Origin of the sequence: Luteibacter sp. E-22 (genome assembly GCF_049913125.1) — a bacterium.
Lineage (GTDB): Bacteria > Pseudomonadota > Gammaproteobacteria > Xanthomonadales > Rhodanobacteraceae > Luteibacter.
The window spans coordinates 3,056,210-3,076,268 of the sequence record NZ_CP183975.1; the positions used below are offsets into that span (position 1 = coordinate 3,056,210).

The following is a 20,059-nucleotide window of genomic DNA, read 5'->3' on the forward strand; positions in this document are numbered from 1 at the left end:
GCACCTCTGTGGGAGCCGCTTCAGCGGCGATCCCGCGGCAACGGGCCAGGTCAAGGCAAACACCCATCGCCGACAGGGTCGGCGATGCTCTCAGCCCAGGGCCTCGACAGCCGGCGCCACCTGCCCGTCCCGCCCCAGCGCGGCGCCCACCTCCACCAGCTTCGCTCGCAGGCTGCCCGCGTCGGTGGCGCAGATCGTCGCGTGGCCCACCTTGCGCCCCGGACGGGCCTCTTTGCCGTAGTCGTGCCAATGGCCATCGACGGCGGACAGCACCGGCGCCGGATCGGGCATCTCGCCGATCCAGTTGAGCATGGCGCTGGCCCCGCGCACGCCGGTATCTCCCAGCGGAAGACCGAGCACGGCGCGGATATGGTTCTCGAACTGGCTGGTATGCGCGCCCTCGATGGTCCAGTGCCCCGAGTTGTGCACACGCGGCGCCATCTCGTTGCCCAGCAACTCGTTCCCTTGGACGAACAGTTCCAGCGCGAACACCCCGACGTAATCCAGCCGCTCGGCGATAGCCCGCGCATGCGCGACGGCCTCATGTTCGAGCACATCGGAGGTGCCCGGCGCGGGCGCCAGGCTCAGCGAGAGCACGCCGTCCACATGCCAGTTGCGCGTGAGCGGCCAGGTGCGGAAGGCGCCATCGCGGCCGCGCACGGCCAGTACGGACAACTCGCGATCGAAGGGGACGAACGCCTCCAGGATCAGCCCATGCCGGGACGCGGCGTCGCCGAGTGCCGCCCAGGCGGCATCGATATCCGCCGGAACCTTCAGCCGGAACTGTCCCTTGCCGTCATAGCCGAGACGGCGCGTCTTGAGGATCGCAGGGAGGCCGATGCGGTCGACCGCGGCGACCAGGTCGTCGCGGGTATCGACCACGGCGAATTCCGGCGTATTCAGGCCGGACTCGCGGAACAGGGTTTTCTCGGACAGCCTGTCCTGGGCCACGGCCAGGGCGCGCGGGTTCGGAAACACGTCGACCAGCCCGGCGAGCCGTTCGGCCGTCGCCGCTGGCACGTTCTCGAAATCGAAGGTGACCACGTCCACCTGCCTGGCGAACTCCGCCAATGCCGCCTCGTCGTCCCAGGCGGCGACCACCAGCCCGGACACCTGCCCGGCGCAGGCATCGGCGGCGCCGTCGACCGCGAGCGTACGGATACCCAGCGGGGCTGCCGCCAGGGCCAGCATGCGGGCGAGCTGCCCGCCACCGAGGATACCGACGGTGGGGAGCGTGCGACTCATGTGCGCGGGTCCGGATGGTCGAGGACGGACCGGGTCTGCGCAGCACGGAAGTTGTCCAGCGCTTCGGCCACGGCCGGATCGTGCAGGGCCAGCACGGACGCGGCGAGCAAGGCCGCGTTGGTGGCGCCCGCGCGCCCGATGGCCAGGGTGCCGACCGGCACGCCGGCCGGCATCTGGGCGATCGAAAGGAGGGAATCCATGCCGTTGAGGGCCTTGGACTGCACCGGCACGCCGAACACCGGCAGGGCCGTCTTCGCCGCGATCATGCCCGGCAGGTGAGCCGCCCCACCGGCACCGGCGATGATCACCTGGATGCCCCGCGCGCGGGCCGTTTCGGCGTAGTCGAAAAGCAGGTCGGGCGTGCGGTGCGCCGACACGACGCGGACCTCGTGGACGATGCCCATCCGGGTCAGCGTGGTGGAGGCGTGCTCCATGGTTTCCCAGTCCGAACGCGAACCCATCACCACGCCCACGCGCGGCGCGTTCGCTTCGTTACCCTCGTTGGAAGTCATGGCCGGAGCACCCAAAAGTCGCTATTGTAAAGGCATTCCCGTTTATCAGGTTGGCCCCCGGGGGCCACTTCCCATGGACAAGCGTCTACTCGACATCCTCTGCTGCCCTGTCAGCAAACGCCCGCTGCGCCCCCTCACGGCGACCGAGCGCGACCAGCTCAACGGAGCGATCCGCGCCGGGGCGGTCGACACGGTGACCGGCGAGAAAGTCGCCGACCCGATCACCGAGGGGCTCATCACCACCGACGGCCAGCTGGTCTACCGCGTGGAAGACGGGATTCCCGTCATGTTGCCCGAGGCAGGCATCGGCACCCTCCAGTTGTCGGGCTTCGCGCCAGAAACGGGTCGCGCCTGAAATCCGTGACGCGAGTCACGCTATAAAGCATTGGTTCCCGCACAATGACGCTTCAGGCGGGGGCCAGAATATCCAGGATGCGCGATGAACAACGCGAGCGAGCCGTCCAACGTCGTCGATCTCAGTCAGCGCCTGGACCCGCGCAGTGAGAGCGTGGGCGCGTTGCTAGTGACGGTGCGTGGCCTGGCCACGAAGCGCCTGCACGCGCTGGCGTCGAACATGTTCGAGAACATCGACGACGCCCTGTTCGACCTCGCCGAGAAAGCCGAGAACAACGCGGCCCAGACCCAGTTCTTCGACGGCATGCGCGAGGTCCGCAAGAAGCGGGCGATCGTCGAGCGCACCTTCCTCGGCCAGGTCGCGCGCGACCTGGCCGATTTCTCCGCGGGCCGTACCCGGGCCCCGGACGCCGACGGCGCCGGTCGTCCGCTCGCCAATATCGAGCTCAGCCTCGTCGGCGAGAACGAACTGGAAGAATCCCTCGCGATCACCAGCATGATCGGCAAGAACGAGCAGCGCCTGGCGCGCGCCCTGTTCGCCGTGAACCAGCGGCTGTCGGTGATCTGCGGCGGCAACAAGATGGACGACGCATCCAACCCGGTCGGGCCGGCCTCGCTGGCAGGCGCCTTCCGCCAGGCCATGCGTGAGCTGATGGTCGAGGTCCGCGTCAAGCTGATCATCTACAAGCTGTTCGACCGCTACGTGCTCGCCGGCATCGACGAGCTCTACGACGACATCAACAATGAACTAGCCAGCGCCGGCGTCCTGCCGCAGCTGCGCCACGAGATATCCACCCGGCGCAGCGACGCTCCGGCACCGATCGGCCCGGTCTCCACGGCCGCCGCGCAGCAGGCATCCGCCACGCCGGTGACGGATGCCGCCGCCGCGGAATTCATGCAATCACTGCACGCGCTGTTCTCGGCGCGTCGCGACAGCGTGCCGGCGATGGGCGGACCGATGGGAACGTCGCTGCCGACGGGTCCCTTGCCCAGCCCGGCGGAACTGCTCGGCGCCCTGACCCTGCTGCAGAGCCAGATCGCCACGCTGCCGAACACCGCCGCACCGCTCGCCACGCAGGCCGATGTCAGTCGTGACGTCGCCCAGCTGAAGGAACAGCTTCTCGCTCAGATCGGCCAACTGCGTGGCCAGCAGACCGCGCATGTGTCGGGCATGGACGAGGACACCATCGACCTTGTCGGCATGCTCTTCGAATTCATCCTCGAGGACGACAACCTGCCGACGGAAATGCAGGTGCTGCTCGCGCGCCTGCAGATCCCCTACCTCAAAGTGGCGCTGCTCGACCGCCGGATGTTCGCGCACAAGTCGCACCCCGCGCGCCAGCTGCTCGACGCGCTCGCCGATGCCGCCAAGGGATGGTCTGCCGAAGCGGACCGCGACGGACGCCTCTTCGACAAGATGAAGTCGATCGTCGAACGCCTGCTGCACGACTTCGACGACGACACCGCGATCTTCACCCGTCTTGCCGGCGAACTGCAGGATTTCCTCGACGTCAGCCGCAAGCGCGCCGAACTCGCCGAGCAACGCGTCGCCGAATCCACGCGTGGCCGCGAGAAGCTCGAACAGGCGCGCCGCCGTGCCGCGCAGGAAATCGTCGGCCGTATCGGCGGGGCTTCGCTGCCGCCGCTCATCTACGGCGTGCTGACCCGTGCATGGGCCAACTACATCGTGCTCACCCTGCTGCGCCAGGGCGAGGAATCCCAGGAATTCCGCGACTCGCTGCGCTTCATCGACGATTTCATCGCCAGCGCGCGGCCGGCGCACGACCTCAATGGCCGGCGCGACCTCCGCGCGATGCTTCCCGGCGTCGAGCGTTCGTTGCGTCGTGGCCTTGCCGCCGTGGCCTTCCAGGAAACCGACACGGAACAACTGCTGGGCCAGTTGCACGCGTTCTACCGCCAGCAACTCGGCGAGGCCGTGGGCGAGACCGTATCGGGGACCATCGTCGCCAGCGTGATGCCATTGCCCGAGGCGATCCAGGCCATCGAGGAACCGGTGGCCGAGCCGGAACCGGACGACGAGGTCGATTCCCTGCTCGACGAAGCCTTCGACGAGCGCAACCTCGCGCAGGCGCGCGAGTTGAAGGTAGGCCAGTGGCTGGAGTTCACCGCCGCCGATGGCACCACCGATCGCGCCAAGCTGTCGTGGATCAGCCCGATCAGCGGCCGCTACCTGTTCGTGAACCGTCGCGGCCTGAAGGTCGCCGACCATAGCCTTGCCGGCCTCGCGCAGGCCTTCGCCAACGGCACGGCGCGCGTCCTCGACTCCACGCTGCTGTTCGACCGCGCGATGGACGCGATCGTGGAAAAGCTTCGCCAACCCGAATAAGGTAGCGGCCTCTTCCACGGACGCCTCCAGCCGATGAGCCCTGCCGATCCGCGACACCTGGCCGACGCGCTGCCACCGGCGAGCGAGATCCTTGCCGATGTCGAACGCGCCTTCGCCGAAGACGTGGGGCCGGGCGACGCCACGGCCGACCTGCTCGATGCCAAGGCGACCGCCACCGCCGTGCTGACCTGCCGCGAGGACGCCGTACTGTGTGGCGCGGCGTGGTTCGAGGCGTGTTTCCGCAAGCTCGATCCGGACGTGCGGATCGAATGGCTGGCCCGCGATGGCGATCGCGTGGCGGCGGGAACGACGGTCTGCCGGTTGGCGGGCAAGGCGCGGGCACTGGTCACGGCCGAACGCTCGGCGCTCAACTTCCTGCAATTGCTGTCTTCGACGGCCACCGTCACCGCGCGCTACGTGGATGCGCTGGCGGGCACCCGCACACGCATCCTCGACACGCGGAAGACCATCCCCGGCCTGCGGCGCGCGCAGAAGTACGCCGTGCGCTGCGGCGGCGGCACGAATCATCGCATCGGCCTGTTCGACGCGATGATGCTGAAGGAAAACCACATCATCGCCGCCGGCGGCATTCCCGCCGCCGTACGCGCCGCGCGCATGACCCACCCGTCCCTCCCGCTGATCGTGGAAGTGGAAACCCTCGATGAACTGTCCGAGGCGATATCCGCGGGCGCCGATCGCGCCCTGCTGGACAATTTCACGCCGGCCATGCTCAAGGAGGCCGTGGCCTACACGGCGGGACGCATCCCGCTGGAGGTCTCCGGCAACGTGGAACTCGACACCGTCCGCGCGATCGCGGAAACGGGGGTGGATTTCATCTCCAGCGGCGCCCTGACGAAGCATGTCCGGGCGATCGACCTTTCCTTGCGGCTGGACGTGAAGCACTGAGGCGCCCCGGGGGCTTGTGGTCGGCGCAACCGGGCCACACACTGACCCCATGTCTTCCTTCACCGACCTCTTCTGGCTATTCGCCCTCGCCGCCGGCATCGCAAGCTGGTACCGGCTGACCCGTGCACGCGAAGTCGCCGTGAAGGCGGCGACGGCCCTGTGCAAACGGCACGGGCTGCAACTGCTCGACCAGAGCGTGGGCCTGCGCTCGATCCGCTTGCAGGGTGTCGATGGCGTGCGCCGGCTGGAACGCTGCTACGGGTTCGAAGTGAGCGAGGATGGCCAGTCGCGACAGGCGGCACGCCTGTGGATGGCCGGCAACGAGGTGGCCAGTTTCTCGCTGCCGCTGTCGGGGTCACCGGAACTGGAGACCGTGGTGGCGACCGACTCGGTGGTACACACCGGCAACGTCATCTCGCTGGCGGACCGTCGGCGGCTCCACTGAGCCGCCCGCGTATTACTTGACCACCCGAAGGTGCGGCGCACCCCGCTTCGGACGGTCGTCGTCACCACCGGCCTGCGGCGGGGTTTCATTGGCTTCGTCACCCGCTTCGGACGCACTCGCCGAGAGCGCTTCGTTCTCGTCGGCAGGGAACATCATGCCCTGGCCGTTTTCCTGCGCGTAAAGGGCAAGCACGGCGTGCATCGGGATGACGATGGACTGGCTTACACCGGAAAACCGTGCCTGAAAGGTGATGCGGTCGTTGCCCAGGTCGAGGTTGGCCACCGCCCGCATCGCGAGGTTCAGCACGACCTGCCCGTTCTTCACGACATGGGCCGGCACCTGCACGCCGGGCTGGCTGGCATCGACCAGTACATACGGCGTGAACCCGTTGTCACTGATCCAGTCGTAGATGGCGCGCAGCAGGTAGGGCCGGTTCGAAGTCATGCCCGCGTTTTCGTTCGTATCCATGGAAAGTGTCCTCGTCGTACCCGCCGGTCGGTCGGGAATCACCAGCCCCGGCAGGGCAAGGCCAAGAAGAGAGTTTACGGGATACGAGCCGCCTGAGGACTAACCTGCGCTGAAGTTGAAGTCCGGACGCATATCGCGCTCTTCCGGCGTGAGGCTGCGGGCGAAGCCCTGGCTGTGGAACAGGCGTTCGCCGTAATCGACGATCGGCTTGCCCTCCTTGCCCAGGTCCACGCCCAGGTGGGGCAAGCGCCAGACCACCGGGGCGACCAGGCAATCGATCAGGCTCATTTCCGGGTTGAGGAAGAACCGCGACGCCCTGAACAGGGGCACGGACAGCAACAGGTGTTCGCGCAGGCGCCTGCGCGCGCCGTCGGCCGCCTTGCCGCCCTCGCCGATGGCCTCGATCTCGGGCAGCCAGTCGTTCTCGATCCGCCACGTGCCCAGGCGAAGGCGGGCACGGGATAAGGGATCGATCGGCATCAAGGGTGGATGCGGGTAGCGCTCGTCGAGGTATTCGACGACCACGGCCGGGTCGTAGAGGGTGAGGTCACGGTCGACCAGGGTCGGCAGCGTGCCGTAGGGATTGAGTTCGAGCAGGTCCGGCGTGGGCTCATCGGGCTTCAGGATGATCCGGTCGTAGGCGACGCCCTTGGCAGCCAACACGAGGCGCGTACGGTGGCAATGGATATCGTCGGCACTGGTATAGAGCGTCAGTGCCGAGCGCGAACGTGCGTTCTGGACCATGCTTTCGATCTCCCTCCCTGCTACCTGAACGAAAACGGGGCGACTGCGAGGCCGCCCCGTCGGGACATCAATCAGTGACTCTCGTGAACGTCCTTCCAGTACTCATGCTTCAAAAGGTACAGGAGGAAGGTCAGGCCGGCCAGGAACAGGATCACCCACACGCCGATGGACTGGCGCTCAAGCGCCGCGGGTTCCGCCGCGTATTCGAGGAAGGTGGTCAGGTCGCGGGTCGCGCCGCGGAACTCTTCCGGCGTCATCCGGCCCGGCGTGGTGATTTCCAGCTTCTCCACCACCGCTTCCTCGCCCGGCTTGGCCGCGCCATGGACGGCGGACTGCAAGCCCTGCAACTCCCACAGGGGGTTGGGCATGGAGGCGTTCGGGAACACCGTGTTGTTCCAGCCGACCGGACGGCTCGGGTCGAGGTAGAACGAGTTGAGGTAGTTGAAGATGAAGTCCACGCCCTTGGCGCGGGCTTCCAGCGAGAGATCCGGCGGGTCCTTGCCGAACCAGGTCTTGGCGCTGTCGGCCGGCATGTGCGAGATCACCGGCTCACCGAATTTCGCGCCGGTGAAGTTGAGGTTGGTCATCACCTCTTCTTCGGACAGGCCCAGGTCGGTGGCGAGGCGCGAATAGCGCACGTACTTCAGCGAGTGGCAGCCGACGCAGTAGTTGAAGAACAGCTTGGCGCCACGCTGCAGCGAGGCCCGGTCGGCCACGTTGGTCCCGGCGGGTGCCAGGCCCTCTTCGCCTTCGGCGGCGAGGGCGGGAATCGTGGCGGCCGCGAGGCCCAGCGCCAGGGCGAGGGAGTAGATATAGCGCTTAATCATGCAGCGTCACCCGTTCCGGAACCGGCTTGGTCTTCTCGAAGCCAAAGCGCGTGTAGATCCATACGAATACGAAGAACCCGAAGTAGCCCAGCACCATGAGCCGGCCGAAGGCATTCTCCCAGGTGGTGACGTCCGCGCCCGGGAACCACTCGGGGATGACCTCGGCGGTGACGCCGGCGCCGACCATGCCCAGGGCCAGGAAGGAGAACACCAGCACGCCCAGGGCGATGCGGAAGCCCAGGCCGCGGTAGCGAACCGAGCGGACCTCGCCCTTGTCGATCCAGGGCAGCAGGGCCAGCAGCAGGATCGCGCCGAACATGCCGATCACGCCCCAGATCGCCGTGCCGAAGAAGGACGGGATCATGCGCAGGATCGCGTAGAACGGCGTGAAGTACCACGACGGCTTGATGTGGCTCGGCGTGACGAGGTTGTTCGCCGGCGTGAAGTTGTCGTGCTCGAGGAACCAGCCACCGAAGGTCGGCGCGAAGAAGATGATGAAGGCGGCGATGGTGAGGAAGAAGCCCACGCCCACCAGGTCCTTCACCGTGTAGTACGGATGGAACGGAATGCTGTCGGCCGGCTTTTCCGGGTTCCAGCGGTTGCCCTTCGGGCCATGCTTCACGTCCACGCCGTCCGGATTGTTCGAGCCCACCTCGTGCAGCGCGGCCAGGTGCAACACCACCAGGAGCAGCAGCACCAGCGGCAGCGCGATCACGTGCAGCGCGAAGAAGCGGTTGAGCGTGGCGTCGGCGGGCAGGAAGTCGCCCATGATCCACTCCACCAGCGAGTTGCCGATGTAGGGGATGGTGCCGAACAGCGAGATGATCACCTTGGCGCCCCAGAACGACATGTTGCCCCACGGCAGCACGTAGCCCATGAAGGCCTCGGCCATCAGCACCAGGAAGATCAGCATGCCGAGGATCCAGACCAGCTCGCGCGGACGCTTGAACGAGCCGTACATGATTCCGCGGAACATGTGCAGGAACACCACCACGAAGAACAGCGAGGCTCCGGTGGAGTGCATGTAGCGGATCAGCCAGCCCCATTCCACGTCGCGCATGATGTACTCGACGGAGTTGAACGCTTCCAGCGCACTCGTCTTGTAGTTCATGGTGAGGAAGATGCCGGTCACGATCTGGTTGACCAGGACCAGGAGCGCCAGCGAGCCGAAGTAGTACCACAGGTTGAAGTTCTTCGGTGCGAAGTACTCCGTCATGTGCTTCCGGTACGTCGGCGCCAGGTTCGGCGCGCGCTCGTTGACCCAATCGCCGATGCGGGTAAGGACGTTAGCCATCAGCCTGCCTCCTGCGGGTCGACGCCGATCTGGATGTGCGTGTCGTCCACGAAGTGGTACGGCGGCACAGGCAGGTTCTTCGGCGCGGGCACGCCGCTGAAGACACGGCCGGACAAGTCGTAGCGCGACTTGTGGCAGGGGCAATAGAAGCCACCCTTCCAGTTCGCGTCGAACGGCTCCGGCTTGATGTCCGGCACGAAGTCGGGCACGCAACCCAGGTGGGTGCACAGGCCGATCACCACCAGCCACTCGGGCTTGATGGAGCGGTTTTCATTGGTCGCGTACTTCGGCTGCTGTGCCGCATCGGACGACTGCGGGTCCAGCAAGCGGGGCTCGAGGCCCTTCAGCTGGGCCAGCTGGTCCTTGGTGCGATTGACGACGAAGACCGGAAGGCTGCGCCAGGAAAAGGTGACTTTCTGGCCGGCCTCGATGGCACTGATATCGACCGTGACAGGCGCCCCCGCTGCCTTTGCCCTTGCGCTCGGTTCCCACGACTTGATGAAGGGCACGACCGCCGCGACCACTCCCGCCCCGCCGACAACTGCTGTCGTAACGGTTAGGAAGCGACGGCGCCCGTGATCGACGACTTCGTTCGCCATCAGGCTCTCCGGAACTTATGCCATTGAGAATGCGGACCCCAACGCCGGCTCTTTTCGGAAATCGGCTTCCGCAAATCGCGTCAGTGTAACGTCAGCACCAGCCACGTACAATAAACTGAACGCCACCCTGTCCCTTTCGGGGGCTGGGGCCGCCACGGAACCGCCTGGATGCGGAAAACAAGGTTGCGCTTCGTGGGCAAGGCGATGCGACGACGACAGGACCCCTTCGCTCTTTCATGAAACACGCCGCCCGCACGCTCGCCTTCGTTGCCCGCTTCGTCGTGCTCGGCCTCGCCGTCGCCTTCGTCATCGGCTTGTTCTGGCCCGGCAGCGGCGCCTTTCTTCGTCAGCGCCTCTCCCCCACCCCTCCCGGCGAACAGGCCTCGGTGTCCACCTCCGTCGCCAGCGGCGGACCGGCTTCGTATGCCGACGCCGTGGCCAAGGCCGCCCCTTCCGTCGTAAATATCTACGCCAACAAGCTCGTGACCGAGCAGCCACGCGAGCTGTACTCGGACCCCGTGCTCCAACGCATCTTCAGCGTCCCCACCGGTCCGGCGCGCACACGACGGCAGCAGAACCTCGGCTCGGGCGTGATCGTGAGCGACGATGGCTACGTCCTGACCAACAACCACGTCATCGCCAACGCCGACGACATCCAGCTGCTGCTCTACGACGGACGCGTGGCCAAGGCCCGCGTGGTCGGCTCCGACGACGAGACCGACCTGGCCGTGCTCAAGGTCGATGCGGGCAACCTTCCGGCCATCCGGATGACCGATGCGGACAGCCGTCCCCGCGTGGGCGACGTGGTGCTGGCGATCGGCAACCCCTTCGGTATCGGGCAAACGGTGACGATGGGCATCGTCAGCGCCATCGGCCGCCAGCTCAACCTCTCCAGCCTGGAGAACTTCATCCAGACCGATGCGGCGATCAACTTCGGCAATTCCGGTGGCGCGCTGGTCAACGCCCATGGCGAGCTGGTGGGAATCAACACCTCGCTGATCGGCCAGGCCGTGGGCGCGGAGGGCATCGGTTTCGCCATCCCCGTGCAGAGCGCGCGCGATGTGCTCGACCAGATCGTGCAGACCGGCCACGTGGTGCGCGGCTGGATCGGCGCGGACTATGGTGCCGTACCCGTGTCGGCGGACAGCGGCCTGCCCTCGGCGGCGCGCGGCGTGGTCGTCAACGAGGTGTCGCCCGGCGGTCCGGCCGCCCTCGCCGGCATCCAGCAGCGCGACGTGCTGCTGCGCCTGGGCGACGAGGACATCCTCGATCCGTCGGACCTGCGGCGACACGAGGCTTCACTGAAACCGGGCGTCCCCGTGCAGGTGTCGGGTTTGCGCTCGGGCGCGCCGTTCGCCGCCACGGTCACCCCGACACAGCGGCCACCGAGCGCGCCGATGCAGGCGTTGCGGCAGCCCTGATCGCCGACAGGACAAAAACATCGCCGCCCCTGTCGGCAATGCTCTTGCCCTTGTGGGAGCCGGCTATGCCGGCGATGCTCCGGCCCTTGTGGGAGCCGGCTATGCCGGCGATGCTCTGGCCTCAGGCGCCCCGCTCGGCCAACGGTACCCCGGCAGCCGCCCGATGCCGCAATGTCTCCCCATAGCGCTTCCTCAGCACACCCACGCGTTCGACATAGACCTGGGTCTCGTCATACGGCGGCACGCCGTTGTACTTCTGGACCGCGCCGGGCCCGGCGTTGTACGCCGCCGCCGCGAGACGCTCGTTGCCGTTGAAATTGCGCAACAGCAAGGCGAGGTAACGCGCCCCACCGCGGATGTTCTGGTCGGCGTCGAAGGCGTCCAGCACGCCCATGTCGCGCGCGGTGCCTGGAATCAATTGCATCAGACCCTGTGCCCCCGCGACCGACAGCGCCCGCGGATTGAAGGCGCTCTCGGCATGGATCACGGCACGCAGCAAGGCTTCGTCCACGCCGAACTCGTTGCTGGCCGCATGGATCGCGTCGCCATACGAGGTCAGGTTGAGCGCCACGCTGTTCCAGTCGATCTTCGAATGGACATCGCAAGCCGCGCAGGTGGCGATATACGTAAAGAGCATCTTGATGCTTTGCCCTTTCGCGCCCCCGCCCGGCGGGATATTGGTGTACTCGACCCCGCCATCGGCGCGAGTGATCCGGTAGACGGCACCGCGCAACACACGAGACCCCTTCGGTGACGCAGGTGCCGCGGCGGCGGTCAGGTCGCTGGTGGCCGATTCCCGGTAGTCCCAGCTGCCCTTGGGCGCCGTAACGGGCGGCAGGGCAAGGGCATCGCCCTCTTCACCCACCACTGAACCGGTCACCCCGGCAAGCGAAGGGGTTGCCACGGGTGCCGAGACCACGCTGCCGGAAACGCCCTTCAGCGACGGCGCTTCGGTTACTGGTTCGAAGACGGGGGTTTTTGCGGACGCGGCCACGGCGGCCGGTTTCGCCGGGCGCGACGGTCCCATGTTGCCGAGGCGCTTGCAGTCCTTGTAACCGGCCGTGCTGCCGGAGAACACGGTTTCGCCCGTGCTGCCGACACATCTATAGAGGGAGCCGGCCACGGCAGGCCCGGCCAGCAGGCCCAGCAGCAAGACACACGCGCCCGCGGCCCTGCGCAGTGCGGGCCGGGATGTCAGGAAACGGCGGGCGGCATGGCCGGCGCTTTCCCCTGGCGTCGCGTCGTGAACCATGGGCGCGAGTGTGCCCGAGGGCCCCTCCCCTGCCAAGGGTCACGAACGTGACGATGTTCACGCAAGTCATTGATCCATGGCGGGCATCTGGCAAGGTGGGCGGGGGCGGCGTAAACTGCGCGGTTCGGTCAACTCCCACGAATCACGGTATCCCGGCCCATGAGCGGCAAGCTTTTCATCAAGACCCACGGCTGCCAGATGAACGAGTACGACTCGGCCAAGATGGCCGATGTGCTGCGCGCGTCGCATGGGCTGGAGCTGACCCAGGACGAGGCCGAGGCCGACGTGATCCTGGTCAATACCTGCTCCATCCGCGAGAAGGCCCAGGAAAAGGTCTTCAGCCAGCTGGGCCGCTGGAAGGCGCACAAGCAGGGCGGCAAGCCCGTGCTGATCGGCGTCGGTGGCTGCGTGGCCTCGCAGGAAGGCGACGCGATCATCAAGCGCGCGCCCTATGTCGACCTCGTCTTCGGCCCGCAGACCCTGCACCGCCTGCCCGAGATGATCGAGGCGCAGCGCGCCAGCGGCAAGGCGCAGGTGGACATCAGCTTCCCGGAGATCGAGAAGTTCGATCGCCTGCCGGAACCGCGAGCCGAAGGCCCCACCGCCTTCGTCTCGATCATGGAAGGCTGCTCGAAGTACTGTTCCTATTGCGTGGTGCCCTACACCCGTGGCGAAGAAATCAGCCGCCCCTTCGACGACGTGATCGTGGAAGTGGCCCAGCTCGCCGAACAGGGCGTGCGCGAGGTCAACCTGTTGGGCCAGAACGTCAACGCGTACCGCGGCCCCATGCACGACGGCGACATCGCCGACCTCGCCGTGCTGATCCACGCCATCGCGCAGATCGAGGGCATCGGCCGCATCCGCTTCACCACCTCGCATCCGCTGGAGTTCTCCGACTCGCTGATCGAGGCCTATGCCAACGTGCCGCAACTGGCCAACTACCTGCACCTCCCGGTGCAGGCCGGTTCCGACCGCATCCTCGCGGCCATGAAGCGCGGCTACACGGCGATCGAGTTCAAGCAGCGCATCCGCAAGCTTCGTGCGGTACGCCCGGACATTTGCGTGTCGTCCGACTTCATCGTGGGTTTCCCCGGCGAAACCGACGAGGACTTCGAGAAGACCATGAAACTGATCGACGATGTCGGCTTCGACCAGAGCTTCTCCTTCATCTTCTCGTCGCGTCCCGGCACGCCCGCGGCGAACCTGGCCGACGAGACCCCGGCCGAGGTCAAGCATGCGCGGCTGACCCGCCTGCAGGCGGCGATCAACGAGAACGCGCGCAAGATCAACGAAGCGATGGTCGGCACGGTGCAACGCGTGCTGGTCGAGAAACCCAGCCGGAAGAATCCGAACGAAATGACCGGACGCACCGAAAACATGCGCTATGTGAACTTCCCCGGCCATTCGCGGATGATCGGTCAGTTCGTCGACGTGGTGATCACCGAGGCGATGTCGAATTCGCTGCGTGGCCGCGTCCGCCTCGACGACGAGGTGGCGCTCGACTCGTGAACGCCATGACCCTTTCCCAGCGCGATTTCGCCCTCGATCCCGAAGACAACACCCGCCTCGCCAATCTTTGCGGACCGCTCGACGAGCACATCCGGCAGATCGAACTGCGCCTGGGCATCGAGATCGACCATCGCGGCAGCCTGTTCCGCGTGATCGGCGACGAAGCCTCGGCCAAGGCCGGCGAGCAAGTGCTACGCGTGCTTTACGACGCCACCGAGACCGAGACCCTCACCGGACAGACGATCAACGTCCGCCTGGCCGAATCCGGCATCGATGCGCTGAACGAGCAGGCCGCCGAGTCCGCGCAAGACGTGGTCATCAAGGTCAAGCGTGGCGTGATCAAAGGCCGTGGCCCCAACCAGGCCCGCTACCTGCACGCGATCACCACGCACGACATCAACTTCGGCGTCGGCCCGGCCGGCACCGGCAAGACCTACCTCGCCGTGGCCAGCGCCGTCGAGGCACTGGAAGCCAACCGCGTGCAGCGCGTGCTGCTGGTGCGCCCGGCGGTGGAAGCGGGCGAGAAGCTCGGCTTCCTGCCCGGCGACCTCAGCCAGAAGATCGATCCTTACCTGCGCCCGCTCTACGACGCGCTCTACGAAATGGTCGGCTTCGAGAAGGTCTCCAAGCTGATCGAGCGCAACGTGATCGAGATCGCGCCGCTGGCCTATATGCGCGGCCGCACGCTCAACGATGCCTACGTAATCCTCGACGAAGCGCAGAACACCACCGTCGAACAGATGAAGATGTTCCTGACCCGCATCGGTTTCGGCTCGGTCGCGGTCATCACCGGCGACGTGTCCCAGGTGGACCTGCCGCGTCATGTCCGCTCCGGGCTGCGCCACGCCATCGAGGTCCTGCGCGGCGTGGAAGGCATCAGCTTCACCTTCTTCACCTCGCGCGACGTGGTTCGCCATCCGCTGGTGGCGAAGATCGTTCGCGCCTACGAGGCCTTCGAGCAGAAGCAGGACGACGAGCGGTGAGTTCGCCGGATGTGGCCGTGGGCTATGCCACCTCACGCCGGGGCGTGCCCGCCCCGGCCAGTTTCCGTCGCTGGGTGGAGGCCGCACTCAAGGGCGCGCGCCGGCGCAAGGCCACCGAGGTGTCCATCCGCATCGTCGATGCCGACGAAGGCCGGGCGCTGAACCTGCAGTACCGCGGCCGCGACTACGCCACCAACGTGCTTTCGTTTCCCGCCGACCTGCCGCCCGGCCTGAACCTGCCACTGATCGGCGACCTCGTGATCTGTGCACCGGTGGTGGCCCGCGAAGCCGCCGAGCAAGGCAAGAGGCTGGCCGACCATTGGGCCCACCTCACCATCCACGGCACGCTGCACCTGCTGGGCTACGACCACATCGAGGAGGCCGAGGCCGAGGCGATGGAGGGATTGGAGACCCGGGTGCTGGCGGGGTTGGGGATTGCGGACCCTTACTTGGCTTGAGGCCGGCAGGGAGCCTGGGGCCAGATCCATCGCCGACAGCGGGCAACCCCTCTTCCTGAACCGTCACACGAATTCCGTTAGACTGATCCTTCCGCCCCATAGGGCAGAACTCCAAAGAGTAATGAACGAGGACCCTGGTAGTACCAACGGCCCGGCTCACCGATCCTGGTGGGACCGCCTGGGCCATCTGTTTTCCGGCGAGCCGCGCAACCGCGACGAACTGATCGAAGAACTGCGCAACGCCCAGGTCAACGGCCTGCTCTCGAACGACACCCTGACCATGGTCGAGGGTGCGATCAAGGTGACCGAGCTCAGTGTCGACGACGTGATGGTGCCTCGCGCCCAGATCGTCAGCCTGCCCGTCGACGCCCCGCTTCCCGAGATCCTCGCCGCCGTCGTCGAATCGGGCCACTCGCGCTTCCCCGTGCACGGTGAAGACAAGGATGAAGTGCTTGGCATCCTCCTGGCCAAGGACCTCCTGAAGTATTTCGGACAGAGCGACGGCTGCGACGTGCGCGCCCTGCTCCGTCCCGCCGTGCTGATCCCCGAATCGATGCGCCTCAACGTGCTGCTGGCGGAGTTCCGCCTCACGCGCAACCACATGGCGCTGGTGGTCGACGAGTACGGCGGTGTCGCCGGCCTCATCACCATCGAGGACGTCCTCGAACAGATCGTCGGCGAGATCGACGACGAGCACGACGACGAGGAAGATCCGGTGCTGGTGGAGGCCCTCGAGGAAGGCGGTTTCTCGGTGAGCGCGCTCACCCCCATCGCCGACTTCAACGAGGTGGCCGGTGCGCACTTCTCCGACGAGGAATTCGACACCATCGGCGGCATGATCACCTCGGAGTTCGGCCATCTTCCGGCCGCCGGGGAAGAAATCGCCGTGGGTGGCTTCCAGTTCCGCGTGACCGAAGCCGACGATCGTCGTGTGCAGCAGTTCCACGTCGCCCGCGTCAACGGAGAAGGCTGATCGCTACCGCTGCACCTGCGGGAGCCGCTTCCCTATATTTTGTGGATATTTTGTGGGAGCCGCTTCAGCGGCGACGGGTGCTCGCATCACGTTTGCCTGCTGCTGCGGGATCGCCGCTGAAGCGGCTCCCACAAGGGCCTGAGGCGGCGCAACAGGGGCCTGAAGGGGCTCACGAGGTTCTGAAGGGACTCCCGCCGAGGGCGCGGCCCGTACACCGATATAAACGGATCCAGTCAAGCCAATGCGTCAAACCCTGATCTTGCTGCTCGCCCTGTGCTTCGTCCCGATGGCCCGCGCAGGCATCGTCGACGCGCCCGCGGCCAACCTCGAGATATCGCTGATGACCTACGGGCCCGGAGATATCTACTGGGAGCGTTTCGGGCACGACGCGCTGGAAGTGCGCGACACGGTCAGTGGCGAGTCGGTCGCGTTCAACTACGGCGTGTTCGATTTCGACCAGAAGGGTTTCCTGCTCAATTTCGCGCGGGGGATCATGGCTTACCGCATGGATGCGGAGAACACGCAGTCGGACATCGATTTCTACGCGGGCGAAGGCCGCTACGTACGCCGCCAGCGCCTGGCGCTGGACGATGCGCAGAAGGAACGGTTGCGCCGTTTCCTGCTCTGGAACATCCGTCCCGAGAACGCCGGCTATCACTACGACTACTACGTCGACAACTGCACCACGCGCGTCCGCGACGCCCTGGACGACGCCCTCGATGGCGCGTTGAGCGACCAGTTGCGTGACAAGCCGGGCGGCATGACCTTCCGTGAGCAGACCGCACGGCTGATGAGCAACCAGCCCTTGCTGATGCTCGGCATGGACCTTGGCCTGGGGCCCTACGCCGACCAGCCGATGACGGCATGGAAGGAAGCCTTCCTGCCCATGACGCTCGAAGCGGAACTGCGCAACGTGCGTCTCGGCGAAGGCGACGCGGCACGGCCGCTGGTGATGGACGAGGCGACCATCGCCCCGGCTCGCCTCGATCCTCCGCCGGAGCAGGCACCCGACCTGCGCTGGCCCCTGCTCGGCGCCGGGTTGCTCCTGGCGATTCCACTCGCCCTGCCCTTCTTCACCAGGCACCGCGTGGCGCGTGGCATCTTCGTGGCCGCCGGTACGCTGTTCGCCGTGTTCGCCGGCGTCGCGGGGTTGTTCATGCTGGGCCTGTGGGCCCTGACCCTGCACCGCTCCGCCTGGGGCAATTTCAACCTGCTCGCGTTCCAGCCACTCGCTTTCCTGCTGCTACCGGCAATCTGGCGCCTGCGTCGCGCGGGAAGGCCCATGGGACGTCTCGCCCCTCGCATCGCCACGCTCTCCTTCGGTGCCTGCGTCATCGGCCTGCTGCTGCACCTATGGCCGGATTTCCCGCAGCGGAACCTGCCCTGGATACTGCTCGCCCTGCCTTGCTGGGCCGCGCTTTTCGTGAGCTTCTGTCGTCGTCACGACTGAAAAGCGCTCGCCACGACACAAATCGACGCGTCCCGCCACCTTCTTTTGGGTAATTGACGGGCACGTGAGTGTGGGCGCAAATGGACGTCCGAATTCCGCAGAAGAAATGCGCTAGACGCCAGCCCGGCAGCAGGCACCACGCTGGCGGAAATGCGGACCACGTCACGGAATACGATCGCTTCCATCTTTCCGGCGCGCGGCAAAGGGAATAAAGCCCCGCGCCAGACATCTGCACTTGTCCCCACAGGTGAACGGTGTACCGCAATCGATGAACCTGAAACCGAGTGACCTCCCCCTCCTCGTGTCCCTCGACATGCTGTTGGAAGAACGAAACGTCACGCGTGCCGCATCGAAGCTGCATGTGAGCCAGCCTGCGCTTTCCGCCCAGCTGGCGCGGCTACGCCGGCTGTTCAAGGACCCCCTGCTCGTGCCTTCCGAGACGGGACGTGGCATGGTGCCCACGCCCAAGGCGGAAGAAATGGCGGCGGCCCTGCGCGATGCCCTGTCCCAGTTGGGCACGCTGGGCGACCCCAACGGCACGTTCGACCCCACGCGCGACACGGCGACCTTCCGCATCGGCGGATCGTTCAGCGCCGTGAGCAGCTTCGCCAAGCCGCTCATTCAGGCATTCCAGGAGAAACAGAACCGTGAGCTGCGGCTGGCGTTCCGTACGGGCTGGGAAGACATGGACGTGCTCGCCCAGTTCGAGAGCGGGGAGATCGACATCCTCCTCGCCCCCAACGAACAGTTGCCTTCCTCGCTGAAAATGCGCTCGCTGATGGCCGACGAATTCGTCATGCTGCAGCGGGAAGGACATCCTCGCGGTACGCGTCCGCTGACCATCGAGGACTACTGCTCGCTCGGGCACCTGATCGTCTCCACGACGGGCCGCATGTATGGCCTGATGGACGCACGCCTGAAAGAACTGGGCCTCAAGCGCGATGTCCTGGTCTCCGCGCCGCATGGCGATACGGTGGGCCCGATCCTGCGCGCCACCGACCTCGTCTGCACGCTGCCGCAAAGCATGGTGGAGGCCGTGGGCCCGGGCGTGGAGGCGTATGCCATCCCTTTCGACATGCCGGACATGTCATTGGCCATGGCATGGCACAGCCGCCTCGACAAACAGCCGGCGCACCGCTGGCTACGCGACGAGCTCATTCGCGTGAGCCACCGCCTGCACCCAACGCGCCACGTCGAGCCGCCCAAATCCTTGTTCCCGATCATCGAGCGAGTCCGTGATGGATACCACTGAGGCACTGCTTTCCCCGCTGGACGCCGATGCGCCTTGCGGCCCCAACCTCGAGTACGACGCCCTCTTCCTCACCCTCGAATCGCTGGCCACCGCCACGCCCGAACGGGCGGTGGGGAATGCCGTGCGGCAAGCCGAAGAGCCGGATTGGCGCGAGGTGGCGCAACATGCGGAAACGGTGGCTCAACGGACGCGTGACGTGCGTGTCGCCGTGCACCTGGCCAACGCATGGCTGAAGATCGGCGGCTTCCCCGCATGGTCCGATGCCATCGGCCTGATCCACGGCCTGCTTGAGCGCTATTGGGACGAGGTCCACCCGCGCCTGGACGACGGCGACCCGATCGAACGGATCAACGCGCTCGCCGCGTTGGCATCCACGGATGGCATGCTGTCCCACCTTCGGCGCACGCCCCTGCTCCACGCCGAGCGCATCGGCAGCTTTTCGCTGCGCGATCTGCGCGTGCTCAACGGCACGCTGAAGTCCGATGGCGGCGACCATCCGACGGTATCGCAGGAACATGTGGATCTCGTCGCGCAGCAAGCCGATGCCGAGGAACTGCAGCGTGTCCACGACAGCGTCATGGCCGCACTGGATCACGCACAGGCGATCGGCAAGACGTTCGAGGAACGGACGCCCGGCATGGGTCCCGATCTGGACGCCTTGTTGCGCGACCTGCGTGAACTGCACGCCTTCCTGCGGGCGCTGGTGGGGTCGCGGCTACCGCAGATGAATGTCGATGCGGGAGACGACGGAGCGTCGCGTGTAGACGACGCGCCGGACGCGAGTTCCGCCATCGCTGATGCGAACCGCGGTCCCATCCGCGGAACGGGCGACGTGGTTCGCCTGCTCGACGAGATCTGCGCGTGGTACGCCGTCCACGAGCCGTCCAGTCCCGTTCCGCCGCTGTTGCGCCGGGCGAGCCAGCTGGTCGGCCTGAGCTTCGCCGACTTGCTCAAGGCCATCGCGCCCGGCGGCCTTTCCGAATTCCAGGTATTGGCCGGCGACAGCGACAGCTGACCGGC

20 protein-coding genes are annotated in these 20,059 nt (G+C 66.4%); 12 read left to right on the forward strand and 8 right to left on the reverse strand.

Annotated features, from left to right (window positions below):
* Window positions 1–90: 90 nt before the first annotated feature.
* Entirely contained in the window at window positions 91–1,245 is a 1,155-nt protein-coding gene (locus tag ACN9M2_RS13625) for a 5-(carboxyamino)imidazole ribonucleotide synthase (RefSeq protein WP_426285230.1), read from the reverse strand.
* Window positions 1,242–1,757, reverse strand: coding sequence for a 5-(carboxyamino)imidazole ribonucleotide mutase (gene purE, locus ACN9M2_RS13630; RefSeq protein ID WP_426285231.1), 516 nt, complete (start codon window positions 1,755–1,757; stop codon window positions 1,242–1,244). The genes ACN9M2_RS13625 and purE overlap by 4 nt, the downstream gene beginning before the upstream one ends.
* Before the next feature lie 73 nt (window positions 1,758–1,830).
* Here purE and ACN9M2_RS13635 point away from each other — a divergent pair, with 73 nt between their 5' ends.
* The 4 genes from ACN9M2_RS13635 to ACN9M2_RS13650 all read left to right on the forward strand — a co-directional run bounded on the left by ACN9M2_RS13635 (window position 1,831) and on the right by ACN9M2_RS13650 (window position 5,809).
* Complete coding sequence (locus tag ACN9M2_RS13635; protein WP_426285232.1) at window positions 1,831–2,112, forward strand: Trm112 family protein; 282 nt, start codon at window positions 1,831–1,833, stop codon at window positions 2,110–2,112.
* A gap of 84 nt (window positions 2,113–2,196) precedes the next feature.
* Window positions 2,197–4,458 carry a DUF1631 domain-containing protein gene (locus ACN9M2_RS13640; RefSeq protein ID WP_426285233.1) on the forward strand — a complete coding sequence of 754 codons (2,262 nt, stop codon included), beginning with the start codon at window positions 2,197–2,199 and terminating at the stop codon, window positions 4,456–4,458.
* A gap of 33 nt (window positions 4,459–4,491) precedes the next feature.
* The gene (gene nadC, locus ACN9M2_RS13645) at window positions 4,492–5,364 is read left to right on the forward strand and encodes a carboxylating nicotinate-nucleotide diphosphorylase (RefSeq protein WP_426285234.1); all 873 of its coding nucleotides are present in this window, start codon (window positions 4,492–4,494) and stop codon (window positions 5,362–5,364) included.
* A gap of 49 nt (window positions 5,365–5,413) precedes the next feature.
* Complete coding sequence (locus tag ACN9M2_RS13650) at window positions 5,414–5,809, forward strand: DUF3301 domain-containing protein (protein WP_426285235.1); 396 nt, start codon at window positions 5,414–5,416, stop codon at window positions 5,807–5,809.
* A gap of 12 nt (window positions 5,810–5,821) precedes the next feature.
* Here the strand turns inward: ACN9M2_RS13650 and ACN9M2_RS13655 are convergent, their stop codons facing one another.
* The 5 genes from ACN9M2_RS13655 to petA all read right to left on the reverse strand — a co-directional run bounded on the left by ACN9M2_RS13655 (window position 5,822) and on the right by petA (window position 9,741).
* Window positions 5,822–6,253, reverse strand: a complete 432-nt coding sequence (locus ACN9M2_RS13655; protein ID WP_426287928.1) for a ClpXP protease specificity-enhancing factor — start codon at window positions 6,251–6,253, stop codon at window positions 5,822–5,824.
* A 123-nt stretch (window positions 6,254–6,376) separates the two neighbouring features.
* Window positions 6,377–7,021 carry a glutathione S-transferase N-terminal domain-containing protein gene (locus ACN9M2_RS13660; protein ID WP_426285236.1) on the reverse strand — a complete coding sequence of 215 codons (645 nt, stop codon included), beginning with the start codon at window positions 7,019–7,021 and terminating at the stop codon, window positions 6,377–6,379.
* Between the two features lie 71 nt (window positions 7,022–7,092).
* On the reverse strand, window positions 7,093–7,848 hold the full coding sequence (locus ACN9M2_RS13665; RefSeq protein ID WP_426285237.1) for a cytochrome c1: 756 nt from the start codon (window positions 7,846–7,848) through the stop codon (window positions 7,093–7,095).
* Window positions 7,841–9,142: a cytochrome b gene (locus ACN9M2_RS13670; RefSeq protein ID WP_426285238.1), complete on the reverse strand. Its 1,302-nt coding sequence runs from the start codon at window positions 9,140–9,142 to the stop codon at window positions 7,841–7,843. Before ACN9M2_RS13670 ends, ACN9M2_RS13665 begins: the two co-directional genes overlap by 8 nt.
* Window positions 9,142–9,741: a ubiquinol-cytochrome c reductase iron-sulfur subunit gene (gene petA / locus ACN9M2_RS13675; RefSeq protein WP_426285239.1), complete on the reverse strand. Its 600-nt coding sequence runs from the start codon at window positions 9,739–9,741 to the stop codon at window positions 9,142–9,144. The genes ACN9M2_RS13670 and petA overlap by 1 nt, the downstream gene beginning before the upstream one ends.
* 236 nt (window positions 9,742–9,977) lie before the next feature.
* Between petA and ACN9M2_RS13680 the strand changes: the two genes are divergently transcribed.
* Window positions 9,978–11,162, forward strand: coding sequence for a S1C family serine protease (locus tag ACN9M2_RS13680; RefSeq protein WP_426285240.1), 1,185 nt, complete (start codon window positions 9,978–9,980; stop codon window positions 11,160–11,162).
* Window positions 11,163–11,283: 121 nt separating this feature from the next.
* On the opposite strand, the gene ACN9M2_RS13685 is transcribed toward ACN9M2_RS13680, so the two are convergent.
* Complete coding sequence (locus ACN9M2_RS13685; protein WP_426285241.1) at window positions 11,284–12,414, reverse strand: lytic transglycosylase domain-containing protein; 1,131 nt, start codon at window positions 12,412–12,414, stop codon at window positions 11,284–11,286.
* A 159-nt stretch (window positions 12,415–12,573) separates the two neighbouring features.
* Here ACN9M2_RS13685 and miaB point away from each other — a divergent pair, with 159 nt between their 5' ends.
* The 7 genes from miaB (at window position 12,574) to tssA (ending at window position 20,054) form a co-directional block, all read left to right on the forward strand.
* A complete protein-coding gene (gene miaB, locus ACN9M2_RS13690) occupies window positions 12,574–13,923 on the forward strand; it encodes a tRNA (N6-isopentenyl adenosine(37)-C2)-methylthiotransferase MiaB (RefSeq protein WP_426285242.1) in 1,350 nt (449 codons plus the stop codon).
* Between the two features lie 5 nt (window positions 13,924–13,928).
* A complete protein-coding gene (locus ACN9M2_RS13695; RefSeq protein ID WP_371024007.1) occupies window positions 13,929–14,906 on the forward strand; it encodes a PhoH family protein in 978 nt (325 codons plus the stop codon).
* Complete coding sequence (gene ybeY, locus ACN9M2_RS13700) at window positions 14,903–15,364, forward strand: rRNA maturation RNase YbeY (protein ID WP_426285243.1); 462 nt, start codon at window positions 14,903–14,905, stop codon at window positions 15,362–15,364. The genes ACN9M2_RS13695 and ybeY overlap by 4 nt, the downstream gene beginning before the upstream one ends.
* Before the next feature lie 121 nt (window positions 15,365–15,485).
* Complete coding sequence (locus tag ACN9M2_RS13705; RefSeq protein ID WP_426285244.1) at window positions 15,486–16,337, forward strand: HlyC/CorC family transporter; 852 nt, start codon at window positions 15,486–15,488, stop codon at window positions 16,335–16,337.
* 241 nt (window positions 16,338–16,578) lie between these two features.
* Window positions 16,579–17,787, forward strand: coding sequence for a DUF4105 domain-containing protein (locus ACN9M2_RS13710; protein WP_426285245.1), 1,209 nt, complete (start codon window positions 16,579–16,581; stop codon window positions 17,785–17,787).
* 268 nt (window positions 17,788–18,055) lie between these two features.
* Window positions 18,056–19,039: a LysR family transcriptional regulator gene (locus ACN9M2_RS13715; protein WP_426285246.1), complete on the forward strand. Its 984-nt coding sequence runs from the start codon at window positions 18,056–18,058 to the stop codon at window positions 19,037–19,039.
* Window positions 19,026–20,054, forward strand: a complete 1,029-nt coding sequence (gene tssA, locus ACN9M2_RS13720) for a type VI secretion system protein TssA (RefSeq protein WP_426285247.1) — start codon at window positions 19,026–19,028, stop codon at window positions 20,052–20,054. The genes ACN9M2_RS13715 and tssA overlap by 14 nt, the downstream gene beginning before the upstream one ends.
* Window positions 20,055–20,059 lie beyond the last annotated feature (5 nt).

Coding starts and splice junctions, on each gene's coding strand:
- ACN9M2_RS13625 (WP_426285230.1), bottom strand. CDS start 1,245: ATGAGTCGCACGCTCCCCACCGTCGGTATCCTCGGTGGCGGGCAGCTC.
- purE (WP_426285231.1), bottom strand. CDS start 1,757: ATGACTTCCAACGAGGGTAACGAAGCGAACGCGCCGCGCGTGGGCGTG.
- ACN9M2_RS13635 (WP_426285232.1), top strand. CDS start 1,831: ATGGACAAGCGTCTACTCGACATCCTCTGCTGCCCTGTCAGCAAACGC.
- ACN9M2_RS13640 (WP_426285233.1), top strand. CDS start 2,197: ATGAACAACGCGAGCGAGCCGTCCAACGTCGTCGATCTCAGTCAGCGC.
- nadC (WP_426285234.1), top strand. CDS start 4,492: ATGAGCCCTGCCGATCCGCGACACCTGGCCGACGCGCTGCCACCGGCG.
- ACN9M2_RS13650 (WP_426285235.1), top strand. CDS start 5,414: ATGTCTTCCTTCACCGACCTCTTCTGGCTATTCGCCCTCGCCGCCGGC.
- ACN9M2_RS13655 (WP_426287928.1), bottom strand. CDS start 6,253: ATGACTTCGAACCGGCCCTACCTGCTGCGCGCCATCTACGACTGGATC.
- ACN9M2_RS13660 (WP_426285236.1), bottom strand. CDS start 7,021: ATGGTCCAGAACGCACGTTCGCGCTCGGCACTGACGCTCTATACCAGT.
- ACN9M2_RS13665 (WP_426285237.1), bottom strand. CDS start 7,848: ATGATTAAGCGCTATATCTACTCCCTCGCCCTGGCGCTGGGCCTCGCG.
- ACN9M2_RS13670 (WP_426285238.1), bottom strand. CDS start 9,142: ATGGCTAACGTCCTTACCCGCATCGGCGATTGGGTCAACGAGCGCGCG.
- petA (WP_426285239.1), bottom strand. CDS start 9,741: ATGGCGAACGAAGTCGTCGATCACGGGCGCCGTCGCTTCCTAACCGTT.
- ACN9M2_RS13680 (WP_426285240.1), top strand. CDS start 9,978: ATGAAACACGCCGCCCGCACGCTCGCCTTCGTTGCCCGCTTCGTCGTG.
- ACN9M2_RS13685 (WP_426285241.1), bottom strand. CDS start 12,414: ATGGTTCACGACGCGACGCCAGGGGAAAGCGCCGGCCATGCCGCCCGC.
- miaB (WP_426285242.1), top strand. CDS start 12,574: ATGAGCGGCAAGCTTTTCATCAAGACCCACGGCTGCCAGATGAACGAG.
- ACN9M2_RS13695 (WP_371024007.1), top strand. CDS start 13,929: ATGACCCTTTCCCAGCGCGATTTCGCCCTCGATCCCGAAGACAACACC.
- ACN9M2_RS13705 (WP_426285244.1), top strand. CDS start 15,486: ATGAACGAGGACCCTGGTAGTACCAACGGCCCGGCTCACCGATCCTGG.
- ACN9M2_RS13710 (WP_426285245.1), top strand. CDS start 16,579: ATGCGTCAAACCCTGATCTTGCTGCTCGCCCTGTGCTTCGTCCCGATG.
- ACN9M2_RS13715 (WP_426285246.1), top strand. CDS start 18,056: ATGAACCTGAAACCGAGTGACCTCCCCCTCCTCGTGTCCCTCGACATG.
- tssA (WP_426285247.1), top strand. CDS start 19,026: ATGGATACCACTGAGGCACTGCTTTCCCCGCTGGACGCCGATGCGCCT.